Origin of the sequence: Rhizobium quercicola, from assembly GCF_021168455.1 — a bacterium.
GTDB lineage: Bacteria > Pseudomonadota > Alphaproteobacteria > Rhizobiales > Rhizobiaceae > Ferranicluibacter > Ferranicluibacter quercicola.
Window position 1 is genome coordinate 1 of record NZ_JAJOZR010000017.1, and the last position, 13,724, is coordinate 13,724.

The 13,724-nt window shown below is 63.6% G+C and carries 13 protein-coding genes; 1 reads left to right on the plus strand and 12 read right to left on the minus strand.

What is annotated here, in order from left to right; genetic code table 11:
* Positions 1–292: 292 nt before the first annotated feature.
* Positions 293–1,207: a sugar kinase gene (locus tag LRX75_RS20960; RefSeq protein WP_231816593.1), complete on the minus strand. Its 915-nt coding sequence runs from the start codon at positions 1,205–1,207 to the stop codon at positions 293–295.
* 193 nt (positions 1,208–1,400) lie between these two features.
* Here LRX75_RS20960 and bglA point away from each other — a divergent pair, with 193 nt between their 5' ends.
* Positions 1,401–3,053, plus strand: a complete 1,653-nt coding sequence (gene bglA / locus LRX75_RS20965) for a beta-galactosidase BglA (RefSeq protein WP_231816594.1) — start codon at positions 1,401–1,403, stop codon at positions 3,051–3,053.
* Here bglA and LRX75_RS20970 read toward each other — a convergent pair.
* From LRX75_RS20970 to LRX75_RS21020, 11 genes are all read right to left on the minus strand, one after another.
* Complete coding sequence (locus LRX75_RS20970; protein WP_476748528.1) at positions 3,045–3,242, minus strand: ParE family toxin-like protein; 198 nt, start codon at positions 3,240–3,242, stop codon at positions 3,045–3,047. The genes bglA and LRX75_RS20970 overlap by 9 nt on opposite strands.
* A gap of 53 nt (positions 3,243–3,295) precedes the next feature.
* Positions 3,296–3,496 carry a hypothetical protein gene (locus tag LRX75_RS20975; RefSeq protein ID WP_231816596.1) on the minus strand — a complete coding sequence of 67 codons (201 nt, stop codon included), beginning with the start codon at positions 3,494–3,496 and terminating at the stop codon, positions 3,296–3,298.
* A gap of 60 nt (positions 3,497–3,556) precedes the next feature.
* Positions 3,557–5,254: an adenine deaminase gene (gene ade / locus LRX75_RS20980; protein WP_231816597.1), complete on the minus strand. Its 1,698-nt coding sequence runs from the start codon at positions 5,252–5,254 to the stop codon at positions 3,557–3,559.
* A gap of 155 nt (positions 5,255–5,409) precedes the next feature.
* Positions 5,410–6,138, minus strand: coding sequence for an esterase family protein (locus LRX75_RS20985; RefSeq protein WP_231816598.1), 729 nt, complete (start codon positions 6,136–6,138; stop codon positions 5,410–5,412).
* The gene (locus LRX75_RS20990) at positions 6,135–7,100 is read right to left on the minus strand and encodes an acetylxylan esterase (RefSeq protein ID WP_231816599.1); all 966 of its coding nucleotides are present in this window, start codon (positions 7,098–7,100) and stop codon (positions 6,135–6,137) included. Before LRX75_RS20990 ends, LRX75_RS20985 begins: the two co-directional genes overlap by 4 nt.
* Before the next feature lie 143 nt (positions 7,101–7,243).
* On the minus strand, positions 7,244–8,572 hold the full coding sequence (gene aptA, locus LRX75_RS20995; protein WP_231816600.1) for an omega-aminotransferase AptA: 1,329 nt from the start codon (positions 8,570–8,572) through the stop codon (positions 7,244–7,246).
* A gap of 426 nt (positions 8,573–8,998) precedes the next feature.
* On the minus strand, positions 8,999–9,340 hold the full coding sequence (locus LRX75_RS21000) for an ArsR/SmtB family transcription factor (protein ID WP_092934751.1): 342 nt from the start codon (positions 9,338–9,340) through the stop codon (positions 8,999–9,001).
* A gap of 120 nt (positions 9,341–9,460) precedes the next feature.
* Positions 9,461–10,201, minus strand: coding sequence for a HugZ family pyridoxamine 5'-phosphate oxidase (locus LRX75_RS21005; protein ID WP_231816601.1), 741 nt, complete (start codon positions 10,199–10,201; stop codon positions 9,461–9,463).
* A gap of 137 nt (positions 10,202–10,338) precedes the next feature.
* Complete coding sequence (choV, locus tag LRX75_RS21010) at positions 10,339–11,388, minus strand: choline ABC transporter ATP-binding protein (protein WP_231816602.1); 1,050 nt, start codon at positions 11,386–11,388, stop codon at positions 10,339–10,341.
* Positions 11,385–12,230, minus strand: coding sequence for a choline ABC transporter permease subunit (gene choW, locus LRX75_RS21015; RefSeq protein WP_113150670.1), 846 nt, complete (start codon positions 12,228–12,230; stop codon positions 11,385–11,387). The genes choV and choW overlap by 4 nt, the downstream gene beginning before the upstream one ends.
* Positions 12,231–12,421: 191 nt before the next feature.
* The gene (locus LRX75_RS21020; RefSeq protein WP_231816603.1) at positions 12,422–13,378 is read right to left on the minus strand and encodes a choline ABC transporter substrate-binding protein; all 957 of its coding nucleotides are present in this window, start codon (positions 13,376–13,378) and stop codon (positions 12,422–12,424) included.
* Positions 13,379–13,724 lie beyond the last annotated feature (346 nt).

The window sequence follows — 13,724 nt, forward strand, 5'->3', positions numbered from 1 at the left end:
GACCGCCGAACGATCGAGGAGGCTTGGCGCGAGGTCGGAAGCCTCCTCACTCACTTCAGCCCAACAGAATGCGCCGCGTACCTGCGACACGCAGGGTATGGTGCAATAACAGCCTGACAGACTCTAGCGTTCGCTTGCGCTCGTCTTTTCTGTAAGAGCGATTTTCCCAATCTTTGACAAGGAACCCGGCCCGATCTGCATCGGGACGCGGCGACGTTTGCGAGTCGATCCCGACATTTAGACGCGCCCGCTCGCGTCATTCTTTACGCGAACGGGCGTCGTGCAAGTGGGATCATGCCTGGGGTAGGTGCTCGGCGGGTACGAGCGCGCCATGATGCGCGATGACGGCCGCGGCGACGCGGGCGGCGAAGGCGGCGGCTTCGGCCGGGGCCACGCCTGCCAGAACTCTCGCCAGAAACGCACCGTTGAAGCTGTCGCCGGCGCTGGTGGTGTCGACCACGACATCGACCTTCGGGGGCGATATGCGTGCGACGTCGTCTCCGCCGTCGGAGAGCAGGGCATCCCCGCCACCGTTCTTGACGAGGACCGTTTCAGCGCCCCACTGCCGGTAGCGCACGATCGTTGCCTCGGGGTCGGTATCGCCGAAATGCACCTGCTCGTCATCGAAGCTCGGCAGGAGGACGGTCGAGGCGCGGGCGCCGGCCTCCACGACGGCACGCAGGGTGGCTGCGTCTTCCCACAGACGGGGGCGGATGTTCGGGTCGAAGACGACGCGCTTGCCCGCAGCCTTCGCGCGGCGCAGTTCCAGGATCAAGGTTTCTCGCGCGTCGGGCGACAGGATGGCCAGCGTGATGCCGGAGAAAATAATGGTGTCGGCCTTGTCGATGGCGCGGCGCAGATGCGCCGCATCGTCTGCGAGCTTTCGGGCGGCCGACGCTGAGCGCCAGTAGGAAAAGCTGCGCTCGCCATCCTTGAGGTGGATCATGTAGAGGCCGGGGGCGGCACCCTCGATCTGCCGGATGTCCTCGGTGACAATGGCCTTGCCCTCGATGAAGGCGAGCATTTCCTGCGACAGGAGATCGGTGCCGACGGCACTGAGATAGGCGACGTCCACCGCCGCAGGCAGGTAGGTCCGGGCATAATAGGCGGCGTTCAACGTGTCGCCGGCAAAGCCCTTGCGCAGCAGACCGCTGCCGGCATCGCCGAGTTCCACCATGCATTCGCCGATCGCCAGAAGCCGTGCCATCGCTGTTCTCCTCGTTGCTTTTTGCCGGATAAAGCCTGCAGGCGGGGATGGCAAGGCGGCGCGTCCATTTGCTGTGCCTTAATGAGACGGTTGTTCGCACGGTCGTGGCCGAAAGGCGGTCTTGCGACATTGCTTCACGGGGTTCCGGACGTTAAAACATCGGCCGTCCCCCTCATTCCAGAAGGAATCGTCCATGGCCTCGTCCTCGAAGACCAACCCGGACTGGTGGCGCGGCGCGGTGATCTACCAGGTCTATCCGCGCTCGTTCCAGGATACGAACGGAGACGGTATCGGGGACCTGCCGGGCATCACGGCGCGGCTGCCGCACATCGCCGATCTCGGCGTCGATGCCATCTGGCTCTCCCCCTTCTTCACCTCGCCCATGGCCGACATGGGCTACGACGTTTCGGATTACTGCGATGTCGATCCGATGTTCGGAACGCTGGCCGATTTCGACACGATGCTGGCGGAGGCGCATCGCCTCGGCCTGAAGATCATCATCGATCAGGTGATCTCGCACACGTCCGACCAGCATCCCTGGTTCAAGGAGAGCCGGGCGAGCCGCAACAATGCGCGTGCCGACTGGTATGTCTGGGCGGACGCGAAGCCCGACGGAACCGCGCCGAACAACTGGCTGTCGATCTTCGGCGGTCCGGCCTGGGAATGGGACGGCGTGCGCCGGCAGTATTATCTTCACAACTTCCTCGGCTCGCAGCCCGACCTGAACTTCCACAATCCGGATGTCCAGGAGGCCGTGCTCGACACGGTTCGCTTCTGGCTGGAGCGCGGCGTGGACGGCTTCCGGCTCGATACGGTCAACTACTACTTCCATGACAAGGAGCTGCGCGACAACCCGCCTCTGGGGCTCGGGGACGACGGGCCGGGCCTCGATGCGCCCGACGTCAACCCTTACGGCATGCAGAGCCACCTTTACGACAAGACGCAACCGGAGAATATCGGCTTCCTCAAGCGGTTCCGGGCACTGCTGGAAGACTATGACGATCGCACGGCCGTCGGCGAGGTCGGCGATGGCGGGCGGTCGCTGAAGACGCTGGCGGCCTATGTTAGCGGCGGTGACAAGCTGCACATGTGCTACACCTTCGATCTTCTAGGGCCCGACTTCACGGCAAGCCATATCAAGCACTGCGTCTCGTCGTTTCAGGAATCGGTGACCGACGGCTGGGTCTGCTGGGCGTTTTCCAACCATGACGTTCAACGCCACGTGACGCGTTTCATCCAGAACGAAAGCGAGCGGGAGCGGATCGGCAAGCTGGCGATCTCCGTGCTTGCCAGTGTGCGCGGCTCGATCTGCCTGTATCAGGGCGAGGAGCTGGCGCTTCCCGAAGCGGAGCTCGAACTGCACGAACTGCGCGATCCCTACGGCATCCGCTTCTGGCCGGCCTTCAAGGGCCGCGACGGATGCCGTACGCCGATGCCCTGGGAACATGAAGGCCAGAGCGGTGGCTTCTCCACGGGGCAGCCCTGGCTGCCGGTGCCGGACGTGCACAAGGCCATCGCCGTCGATGTGCAGGATGCGGACCCCGGCTCGGTGCTCGCGCACTACCGCGCGACGCTCGCCTTCCGCAAGGCGCACGCCGAACTCTTCGACGGCGGGATGACCTTCCTCGACACCAATCAGGACATCCTGATCTTCACCCGCGAGAAGGCGGGCGCGAAACTCCTCTTCGTCTTCAACCTCCGCCGCGGCCCGCAAAGCGTGACGCTGCCCAAGGGCATGACGATCGCCGAGGCACTCTCCTTGCCGGGCTTCGACACGGCGCGCCTCGAGAACGGCGAGATCGTGCTGGAGGCGCTGGATGCGTTTTGTGGGCGGGTGTCAGGCTAGAAGCTTGTCGTAATCGGCATGCGAGCCGATCCAGAACCAGACGAGGTCTTCGCCGTCCCTGACGGCGAGGGCTCGCCAGGATGATCCGACACGAGCGGACCAGAAGCGCCCCACCTGCTTGAGATGAAGGGAAGGGTGGTGAGGATCACGCTTCAGGATATCGAAATTGCGATCCGCGACCTTTCGCACATGCGCAGGAAGTGCGTCGTAGCATGTCCAGAACGCGGCGGTCGCGTGATGCTTCAAAGGCGTCGTGCTCTTCCTGCAGCGAGCTCCGACAGGGCGTCATCGGCCAGCGCATCGAGTTTTCCGGCTGTGGCATCCGCTTCGAAACGCTCGTCCCAGCGCTTTGCCTGCAGATCTTCGAACCAGCGCGTAAACTCCGCCAGTTCTTCGGCGGATAGTTCGGTTACCGATTTTTCGATATGTTCGAGGCGGCTCATGCTGATCTCCGATCGTGCATACAGAGTACGATACGCGTCTGTTGCTGCCAAGACCGTCCCTCACCCGATCAGCATGAACCGATCCACATCCACCAGCCCCTTATCCGAGATCTTCAGATGCGGGATCACGGGCAGGGGCAGGAAAGCCAGTTGGAGGAAGGGTTCCTGCAGCGTTGCGCCGAGGGCGAAGGCGGCCTGGCGGAGGTGGTGGAGCGTGTCGCGGACACTCTCATAGGGCTCGAGGCTCATCAGACCTGCGACAGGGAGAGCGATTTCGCCGGTGACGACGCCGTTCTCGACCACGACGAAGCCGCCCTTGATCTCGCCCAGCCGATTGGCGGCGAGCGCCATGTCGTCGGGATCGACACCGACGACGCAGATATTGTGACTGTCGTGACCGACCGTGGAGGCGATGGCGCCCGTTCTCAGGCCGAAGCCCTGGACGAAGCCATTGGCATGATTGCCGTTGACGCCATGGCGTTCGATGACGGCGACCTTGATGATGTCGCGTCCGAGATCGACGCCTGTCTGGTTGCCGTCCGCCGGCAGCTGAAAGCGGCGATGTTCGGTGATGATCTTGCCGGGAAGCACGCCGATGACGGAGGTTTCGCCCTCCGTATAGGGCACGGCGAAGGCGGCGGCGTGGATGTGTCCCGCCCTGACGCTGTCGAGCCCGACGGGTGCCACGGGGCGACGCGTGGCAAACAGGGCGTCGGTGACGCGGCGGCCGCCGGAGAAGACCATCTGCGCCTTGCAGGTCTCGAGGCTCTCCAGCACCACGAGATCCGCGCGCCAGCCCGGGGCCACCAGTCCCCGGTCCCTCAAGCCGAAGGCGCGCGCGGCGGAGATGGAGGCGGCGCGATAGACGACGAGCGGGTCCACGCTATGGGCGATGGCCTCTCGGATCATGTAGTCGAGGTGCCCTTCCTCGGCGATATCGAGCGGATTGCGATCGTCGGTGCACAGCGCAAGAAAGGGTGACAGCCGTTCGGTGAGGATCGGCATCAGGGCGTGGAGGTCTTTCGATACAGAGCCCTCACGCACGAGGATGTGCATGCCCTTGCGGATCTTCTCGAGCGCTTCCTCCGCTGTCGTGCATTCGTGATCGGTGCGGATGCCGGCCGAGAGGTAGCCGTTGAGGTCGAGACCGCGGAGCAGCGGCGCATGGCCGTCGATATGGCCGTCCTGAAAAGCCTCGAGCTTGGCGAGGCAGACCGGGTCCTTGTGGATGACGCCCGGAAAGTTCATGAACTCGGCAAGGCCGATGACCTTCTCGTGATCCCGATAGGGCAGAAGGGTCTCGATCGGCAGGTTGGCGCCCGATGTCTCCAGATGGGTCGCCGGCACGCAGCTCGACAGCTGCACGCGGATATCCATGATGGTCTCGCGGGCGCTGTCGAGGAAGAATTCGATGCCTTCCGTGCCGAGCACATTGGCGATCTCGTGCGGGTCGCAGATGGCGGTCGTGACGCCGTAGGGCAGAACGCAACGGTCGAACTCGTGCGGTGTGACCAGCGAGGATTCGATGTGCAGATGCGTGTCGATGAAGCCGGGCACGACGATGCAGCCGGAAATGTCTATCTCCTCGACGCCCTGATAGCTGCCGCAGGTGCCGACGATACGGTCGCCGCAGAGGGCGATGTCGGACTCGATGCATTCGCCGGTGACGAGGTCGAAGAAGCGGCCGTTCTTGAGGACGATGTCGGCGGCGACGCGGCCCGTGCCCTGGTCGATTCGGTCGGAGAGGGAGGCGGACATGAAAGCTCCGATTCTGGCGGTGACAGGCAGCATGAAGGGTTGGCGACGTCCGGTGCAGTGCACCAGCGCCCATCATAGAGGGTGGAGCGGGCAGGGGAAGGGCGGCACGCGCATTGTTCTCTCGCCGGGGCGCTTTGCATCGGTCGGCGTGGCCGTCAGATGTAGAGCGCGGCCATCTTGCGCCAGGACTGGCCCCGATGGGCGCGACCGTCCCAGACATGAAGCTGGTGGCCGACGCCTTTCTCGCTGAGCAGCTGGCTCAGATGGCGATTGTTGTCGAGGAAGGGGTCGGCATTGCCGATGGTGAGAACGATATCGACGGACCGCAGCCGATCGAGCCGCCAGTCCTGCGACAGGCCGGGCAGGAAATGCGTCGGGGTGTGGAAATAGACCTCGTCGTCGTAGTGGCCGTCGAGCAGGTTCGAGAAGCTCTCGATCTCCAGCGTCAGGTCGTAGCGCCCGGAAAAGGCGACGAGCTTGGAGAAGAGGTGCGGGTGGCGGAAGACGAGGCTGGCGGCCTGATAGGCGCCGAGGCTGCAACCCTGCACGATGGTGGCGCCGTGCGGGTTCTTGTGCGCCATGAGCGGCAGCACTTCGTTGAGAACGTATTCCTCCAGCGCCTTGTGGCGGCGGAGTCGATCGGCGGGGTGGCGGCTGCGGTCGTAGAAGGTTTCGCGCGCGAGCCCCTCGATGCAGAACAGCTGGAGATGACCGGCGCGGACCTTTTCCCCCAGCGCATCGACGAGGCCGAGCGTCTCGTATTCCCAGAATCGCCCCTCGCGCGTCGGAAACATCAGCACTTTCGCACCGGCATGCCCGAACACCAGCAACTCCATGTCACGATGGAGCCGCGGACTGTACCAGCGCAGATATTCGCGATTCATGGTGTCCCGAAGAGGTTCCCGACTTTTGCCATCAGCGCAGAGGCCTGCGCCGTCCGGCCAGGATAATCGAAATGCCCGGCGTCGAGGATGAAGATTTCGTTACAATCCTTGATCGGCAGCGCGTTGGCGACGGAAAACTGGCAGGGCGGGGCGACCGCGGGATCGAAGCGTGCGACGGCGCAGAGCAGCGGCACGGTCATGCGGGTGGCAGCGGTTGCCGCATCGAAAAGCCGGAGCGTCTCCTCGACCTCCGGATGCGTCCGCCCATAGGCCTGTACGGCGCGGGCACTGCCGATGGTAGGCAGCGTCAGCCAGATCGGCCGGTTTCCGAAGGTGGGAACGACGAGGTGGCCGCGGTCGATCCGCGCGTCATAGGGCAGGGCGAGCGCGCCGATGCCGCCGCCGAGGCTGATGCCGCTATAGCCCACACGGTTCTTCGTGCCGGGAAAAAGCGTGTTCAGCACGGTCACGGCGACCCAGAGATCCTCGACGCAGCCGCCGATGATGTAGCGGTCCGGCTTGTCGATGTCGTGCAGCACGTGCCACGCGGGATCGGACGAGATCGGCGCGCGCGAACTGCGGGAAAGGCCGCGGAAGCAGGGAAAGAGGATCGCCGTGTCCTCGACCGGCAGATCGAGATCCGGCTGGTCGCGTCCGCCGTAGCCATGGCCGACGACGAGGCCGCGGCGCACCGTGCCGTGGTGGGGAACGAGAAGCCAGCCGCCGATGCGGAAGCCGTCCGTCGAGGTATAGGAAAGATCGTGGACGATCCATTTTCGATGCTGCGTTGCCGAGCGCGTGAGGCTCGGCCTCGGCTCTATGGAAAGAGCCTTGTCGTAGCGTGCCTCCCAGAAGGCGTCGAACCCCTCCACTTCCGGCGGCGGCCGGATCGCGCGCAGATCGGCAAGCCCCAGACCGTAGGTGGGGTCGAAATCATAGGGGTGGCGCTTGGGAATGCTCATGGTCGGCAAGGTTCATGCTCACGGGGAGGGCGGCCTGACGCGGAGCAAGGGGCGACCTCCAGCGGTTCGGGCATTTCGGAATGCTGTGTGTCGTCGATCCTCTCCCGCCGCGGTTCTGTGCCGCGGGAGAAGACGATGGTCGCTCAGATGCCGGTTTCGAGCACATGCCGGATGCCGGCAACGAGTTCGTCGATCTGCGCTTCGGTGATGATCAGCGGCGGCGACAAGGCGATCGTGTCGCCGGTGGTGCGGATCAACAGGCCGTTCTCGTAGGCCTTCAGGAAGGCGGAGAAGGCGCGCTTGGTCGGTTCGCCGGCAATCGGCGCGAGTTCGATCGCGCCGATGAGGCCGATGTTGCGGATGTCGATGACGTGCGGGCAATCGCGGAGCCCGTGCAGGGCCTTTTCCCAGTACGGCGCGAGCGTGGCCGCACGGGTGAGAAGACCCTCGTCTCGATAGGTGTCGAGCGTCGCGATGGCGGCGGCCGAGGCGATCGGGTTGCCGGAATAGGTATAGCCGTGGAAGAACTCGATCATGTGCTCCGGACCCTGCATGAACGCGTCATGGATCTCCGACGTCACGAACACCGCGCCCATGGGGATGACCCCGTTGGTCAGGCCCTTTGCCGTGACGATCATGTCCGGCATGACGTCGAAATACTGTGCCGCGAACGGCGTGCCGAGACGGCCGTAGCCGGTGATGACCTCGTCGAAGATCAGGAGAATGCCGTGCTTGGTGCAGATCTCCCGCAGCTTCTGCAGGTAGCCCTTCGGCGGGATGAGCACGCCGGTCGAGCCCGCGACCGGCTCCACGATCACGGCGGCAATCGTCGAGGCGTCGTGCAGGGTGACGATGCGTTCCAGTTCAGAGGCGATGTCGCCGCCATGCTCGGGCTCGCCCTTGGTGAAGGCGTTCCGGTCCGGCATGTGCGTGTGCGGCATATGATCGACACCGCTGAGCAGCGTGCCGAACATCTTGCGGTTCGAGACGATTCCGCCGACGGAAATGCCGCCGAAATTGACGCCGTGATAGCCGCGCTCCCGGCCGATGAGGCGCGAACGGGCGCCGTCGCCCTTCACACGGTGATAGGCCAGCGCGACCTTGAGAGCCGTGTCCACCGATTCGGAGCCGGAATTGGTGTAGAGCACATGATTGAAGCCATCGGGCGCGATATCCACGAGCCGGTTGGCAAGCTCGAAGGCCTTGGGGTGGCCGAGCTGGAAGGCGGGAGCGTAATCCAGTTCGCCAGCCTGTTCGCGGATGGCCTCGGTGATCAGCGGGCGGCAGTGCCCGGCGTTGACGCACCAGAGCCCGGCGGTGCCGTCGAGAACGGTGCGGCCGTCATGCGTCTTGTAGTGCATGTCCTTCGCCGAGACGAACATGCGCGGTTCCTTCTTGAACTGCCGATTCGAGGTGAACGGCATCCAGAAGGCGCGCAGATCGTTAGGGGTGGCGTTGAGGCGATTCGACATGACGGTCTCCATGGCCAGAACGGCCATTTGGCGTTTGAATGGATCGGCGAATTTTATCCGACGGTCAAACTATCAGCGGGCCTGAGAGCGTCAAGACATGCCGCACGTGTCGGGCTACCCGCGGGCCGGCAGGATATGCATCATTTCCTCGAAAATGCACATTTCCTCAAGTAGTCACTATTGACTTATTTAAGACATGGGCGCAGGGTGATCTCCGAGGTTTTCCGGTGACCTGTTTAAGTGAAAGTTGACATTTCGGGATGCTGTCAAAGAAAAAGCCAGGAACCACGTCGGCCCCCGGCTTTAAGCACGCAAAAATGGACCCATCCCGGATGCAACCGAGGTGAGCATTATCCTTCGATGCCCGTCCGCGTCACGCCGCTGTCACTCTCGGCTTTCGCCCGTGGCAGAGGACTTCGCGCAAGGTCAGGCAGATCGGCGACGCGGCTGCGCTTCTTCCTTCGCATCTGCTGCGCCGTAGATTTCGGACAGCATCGAAAGGACTTTCAGAACAGACTCGGACGAGGACGAATAGTAGATCGTCTGTGCATCGCGGCGTGTCGTAACGAGGCTCTGGGCCCGAAGCTTCGACAGGTGTTGCGAAAGCGCAGACTGACTAAGGCCGACCTGAGCCGCAAGCGCTCCGACAGCCATTTCACCCTTGACCAGTTCGTTCAGGATCAGCAGCCGCTTCGGGTTGGCCATAGCCGAGAGGAAATCCGCAGCGACCTCGGCTTTTTCATGCTGGTGGGGAGGGATCGTTTCCATGCCATACTCCATGCGACGTCTTGGCCCCACCCATTTTGGTGCGGCTAGAATGAGACAATTAGGCATGACGCATAAAGGGAACAACAGGCCTATGCGAGATTTAGGGGTACTTCTGCCGAGTTAACGGTAAAGTTTGACGAACATTGCACGGAGATCTGCGACGTTTTCAACCTGCCGGGGAAAGGACACCCGACGGACGGCGTCTCCCAGTGCAAGATCGACCCCCTCGGCATCGATGCCGGTCACTTGCCAGCCCGGAGTAACGGGCTCCGGATCGTCCCCAATCCGATATGTGACAGCATCTGCGTTGCTTCGGAGTTCGTCAAGAAGGAGCGGCTCTGCTGTCGCGATTTCTTCCCGTGCCTGCGAAGCGATCAGAAGGTCGTTTCCTTCCAGCGCATAGGCTTGGCCGAAGCCGGCATTGAAGCTTGCGCGCCTTGGCGTCAGGCGGAAGAACAGGAAGTCGGGAAAATCGATGTAGAGCTGTGCCTTGGGGTGGCGCCGCAGGAAGCGGGACCGCAGGCGCGCGTGCCGCGCATCGGTCTGCGACACGGGTTCCGCCTCGCATTGCACGGTGATTCGCGGATGCGCGAGCGGATCGCCTTTGCCGGTGCGCCCCGCCAGCAGGGAGCACCTGACATCGGCGAGCAGCGCCTGCGTATGCGTTGCCAACCGTGAGGCGAGGATGACGGGCGTGCCGTCGATGTCGAAGCCGAGGAGGATTCGGCTGACGAAGGGGAAACCGTCGCAGCCCGGTTCGAGAACGGCCATGGCTGCACTGCGCTGTTCCCGCAGGACCAGGCGGGCGAGCTTTCGCGCGGCATCGTCCGTCTCGCGCAAGACGTGTGGTTTCTCTGCCATCTCCGGCCTTTCTGTTGTCCCGACAGCCCGTCGCTCGCGGCACGGGTTCCGCGAACGACGCACTGGCAGACGACAGGGCGACGCTGTCTCGTGAAGCCGCATCGGCCGAACCATTCAAACGGTTCGGCGACCGATCGTCAGGGGCGGGTTCGATGCCGCGTCAGGCCCTCGATCACATCCTGAGCGTCGATGGTTCCGATGACCGAACCGTTCTCGACCACGCCGATCGCGCCCGGCTGCCGCGTCATCGCGTCGAGAATGTCGATCAGCGGCGTGTCGGGCGCGGCCGTGGCACTGACGCCGCCGGGTGCGGCGCGCTGTGCCAGGCCGTGCTGCATGACATCGGTCGCGGTCAGCATGGTGATCGGGTTCATGTGCTGCACGAAATCGGCGACATACTGGTTGGCGGGGTTCTTCACGATCTCCTGCGGCGTTCCGCACTGGATGATGCGTCCGCCTTCCATGATGGCGATGCGGTTGCCGATGCGGAAGGCCTCGTCCAGATCGTGGCTGACGAAGAGGATGGTCTTTTTCAGCCGGCGCTGGAACTCGAGAAGCTCGTCCTGCAGCCGCGTGCGGATGAGCGGGTCGAGCGCCGAAAAAGGCTCGTCCATCAGGAGAATCGGCGCGCCGGTGGCAAAGGCCCGGGCGAGGCCGACGCGCTGCTGCATGCCGCCTGAGAGTTCCTGCACCTTGCGGCCGGCCCACTGCGTGAGGTTCACCAGTTCCAGCTGCTCGCCGACCCGGCGCCGGCGCTCGGCATCCGGCACGCCGGCCAGTTCCAGACCGAAGCCGACATTGTCCTCGACCGTGCGCCAGGGCAGGAGCGCGAACTGCTGGAACACCATGGAAACGGTGTGCATACGGAAGTCGCGCAGGGCCTTGGACGTTGCGCGGTAGGGATCAATCGTGCCGGTGCCCGTCTTCACGCTGACATTGCCGCGCACCACCGGCGCCAGGCCGTTGACCGCCCGCAGCAGCGTCGACTTGCCGGAGCCCGACAGGCCCATCAGCACGAGGATTTCGCCTTCGCGCACGGTCAGCGATGCGCCGGCCACGCCGAGGACGAGGCCCGTGGCATCGCCGATCTCGTCGCGGGTTTTTCCGGAATCGACCATCTGCAGGGCCCGTTCGGGGCGTTCGCCGAAGACGATATCGACATTTTCGAAGATCACGGCATCGCTCATGCGCCTTCTCCTTCATCCGAAGAGCGGAAGAGGCGATCGAGAATGATCGCGAGGATGACGATACAGAGGCCGGCTTCGAAGCCCTTGGCGACGTTGACCGTGTTCAGCGCGCGCAGCACGGGAACGCCGAGCCCGTTGGCACCGACGAGGGCCGAGATGACCACCATGGACAGAGACAGCATGATCGTCTGGGTGAGGCCGGCCATGATCTGCGGCGTGGCGAAGGGCAGCTCGATCTTGCGCAAGACCTGCGACGGCGTGGCGCCGAAGGAGACGGCCGCCTCGGTGAGCGAGGGCGGTGTCGAGATGATCCCGAGTCGGGTCAGGCGGATGGGGGCGGGAATGGCGAAGATGACGGTGGCGATCAGCCCGGGCACCATGCCGAGACCGAAGAGGATCAGCGCCGGAATGAGATAGACGAAGGTCGGGATGGTTTGCATCAGGTCGAGCACGGGGCGCATGAAGGCGTAAACCCAGGCACGGCGTGCGGCCGCGATCCCCAGCGGAATGCCGATGGCCATGGAAACGACGCTTGCCGCCAGCACGAGCGCCAGCGTTTCCGTCGTTTCCTTCCAGTAGCCCTGATTGATGATCAGCAACAGGCCAAGACCCGTGAAGAGCGTGATGCCGACCGACCGGCGGAGCCAGGCGGCGAGTACGGTGACGAGACCGACGACGACGAGGGGGTGCGGATACTGCAGAACGAAGAGAATGGCCGAGACGACGCCCGACAGGAAGCTGGAGAGCTGGTCGAAGAACAGACTGAAATTGGTCGTCAACCAGTCGACGAAGGCCTTCGCGCCCTGGCCGATAGGAACGCGGTGTCCTGTCAGAAAATCCATGCGGGATCCTCTCCTGAAAGAGTGACGGATGATACGACATCGATCGCAGTGACATCATGGACCGCGCGGGCGCAGATCGCAAAGGTCGGATCGAAGAAAGACGGATCATTGATATAGGGGAAACAGGGCTTGGAAAAGCCCGGATGCCAGTGCGGAAAAGGCGGGGTTGCCCCCGCCTTCCGGTGTCTGGATCAGAGGCCGAGCGCCGCCTTGACGGCCGGCAGGCCATCCTTGCCGTCCAGCGTCGTGACGCCGGCAAGCCAGGGTTCGATCGCGGTCGGGTTGGCTTTCAGCCATTCCTTCGCCGCCGTTTCGGGCTCCTCGCCATCGTTGAGGATCTTGCCCATGATATGGTTTTCCATGTCGAGGGTGAACTTCACGTTGGAGATCAGCTTGCCGATGTTCGGGCATTCCGAGACGTATCCGGCGCGCGTGTTGGTGTAGACGGTGGCGCCGCCGAAGTTCGGGCCGAAGGTGGAGTCGCCGCCCGTGAGATAGGTCATCTCGAAGGTCGAGTTCATCGGGTGCGGGGCCCAGCCGAGCCAGACGACCGGCTTGTCGTCCCGCTGGGCGCGTGCGACCTGGGACAGCATGCCCTGCTCGGAGCTTTCGACGACCTCGAGGCCGCCCATGCCCATCTCGTTCTTCTCGATCAGCGTCATCACGAGACGATTGCCATCATTGCCCGGCTCGATGCCATAGATCTTGCCGTCGAGTTCGTCCTTGTGCTTGGCGATGTCGGCGAAATCCTTGATGCCGAGAGCGGCACCCTTGGCATTGGTGGCCAGCGTGTACTTCGCGCCTTCGAGATTCGCGCCGAGCGATTCGACCGTCTTGTCGTCCAGGTAGGGTTTGACGTCCTTTTCCTGGGCCGGCATCCAGTTGCCGAGGAAGACGTCGATGTCCTTGTTCTTCAGCGACTGGTAGGTGACGGGAACGGAGAGCACCTTGATGTCGGGCGTGTAACCCAGACCTTCGACGACCGCGGCGACCGTTGCGGTCGTGGCCGTGATGTCCGTCCAGCCGACATCGGAGAAGCGGACGGTGGCACAGCTTGCGGGGTCTGCGGCGAAGCCGGTTCCGGCGCTCAGCGCGCTCAGAGAGACGGCGGCGGACAGCGTGAGCAGACGGGCGAAACTTCTGGTCATTGGTTTTTTGTTCCCCTGTGATGACGTCAGAAAGAGCATCGGATCCTCGGCATAACAGGATCCGACGGTTGGGTCAGTGTATTGCGCTCGCGAACGCACGCGGCCCGTAATGCGACAGGAACTGTCGTAATGGCGCATTCCGCGATCACGATCGACGTCCGTGGCCGCCGATCCGCAATGCGCTGCCGGACCGCCGTGAGGACGGTCGAGCGTTCGCGACCCTGAACATAAGGCATCGGTTCGCCGAGGCATAGGTGCAACGGCAAGAATGACAGCGTCGATCGGAGACGACCGTTGGAACGGCGCTCTGGCCAAACGGCCTTGGGTCAGGCATGAAGCCGCCGGC

What these genes read in the sequence shown, in the direction of transcription:
- aptA (WP_231816600.1), bottom strand. Translation starts at nt 8,572, where the DNA reads ATGTCGAATCGCCTCAACGCCACCCCTAACGATCTGCGCGCCTTCTGG.
- LRX75_RS20990 (WP_231816599.1), bottom strand. Translation starts at nt 7,100, where the DNA reads ATGAGCATTCCCAAGCGCCACCCCTATGATTTCGACCCCACCTACGGT.
- LRX75_RS21020 (WP_231816603.1), bottom strand. Translation starts at nt 13,378, where the DNA reads ATGACCAGAAGTTTCGCCCGTCTGCTCACGCTGTCCGCCGCCGTCTCT.
- choV (WP_231816602.1), bottom strand. Translation starts at nt 11,388, where the DNA reads ATGAGCGATGCCGTGATCTTCGAAAATGTCGATATCGTCTTCGGCGAA.
- LRX75_RS20985 (WP_231816598.1), bottom strand. Translation starts at nt 6,138, where the DNA reads ATGAATCGCGAATATCTGCGCTGGTACAGTCCGCGGCTCCATCGTGAC.
- LRX75_RS21005 (WP_231816601.1), bottom strand. Translation starts at nt 10,201, where the DNA reads ATGGCAGAGAAACCACACGTCTTGCGCGAGACGGACGATGCCGCGCGA.
- LRX75_RS21000 (WP_092934751.1), bottom strand. Translation starts at nt 9,340, where the DNA reads ATGGAAACGATCCCTCCCCACCAGCATGAAAAAGCCGAGGTCGCTGCG.
- LRX75_RS20975 (WP_231816596.1), bottom strand. Translation starts at nt 3,496, where the DNA reads ATGAGCCGCCTCGAACATATCGAAAAATCGGTAACCGAACTATCCGCC.
- ade (WP_231816597.1), bottom strand. Translation starts at nt 5,254, where the DNA reads ATGTCCGCCTCCCTCTCCGACCGAATCGACCAGGGCACGGGCCGCGTC.
- LRX75_RS20960 (WP_231816593.1), bottom strand. Translation starts at nt 1,207, where the DNA reads ATGGCACGGCTTCTGGCGATCGGCGAATGCATGGTGGAACTCGGCGAT.
- bglA (WP_231816594.1), top strand. Translation starts at nt 1,401, where the DNA reads ATGGCCTCGTCCTCGAAGACCAACCCGGACTGGTGGCGCGGCGCGGTG.
- choW (WP_113150670.1), bottom strand. Translation starts at nt 12,230, where the DNA reads ATGGATTTTCTGACAGGACACCGCGTTCCTATCGGCCAGGGCGCGAAG.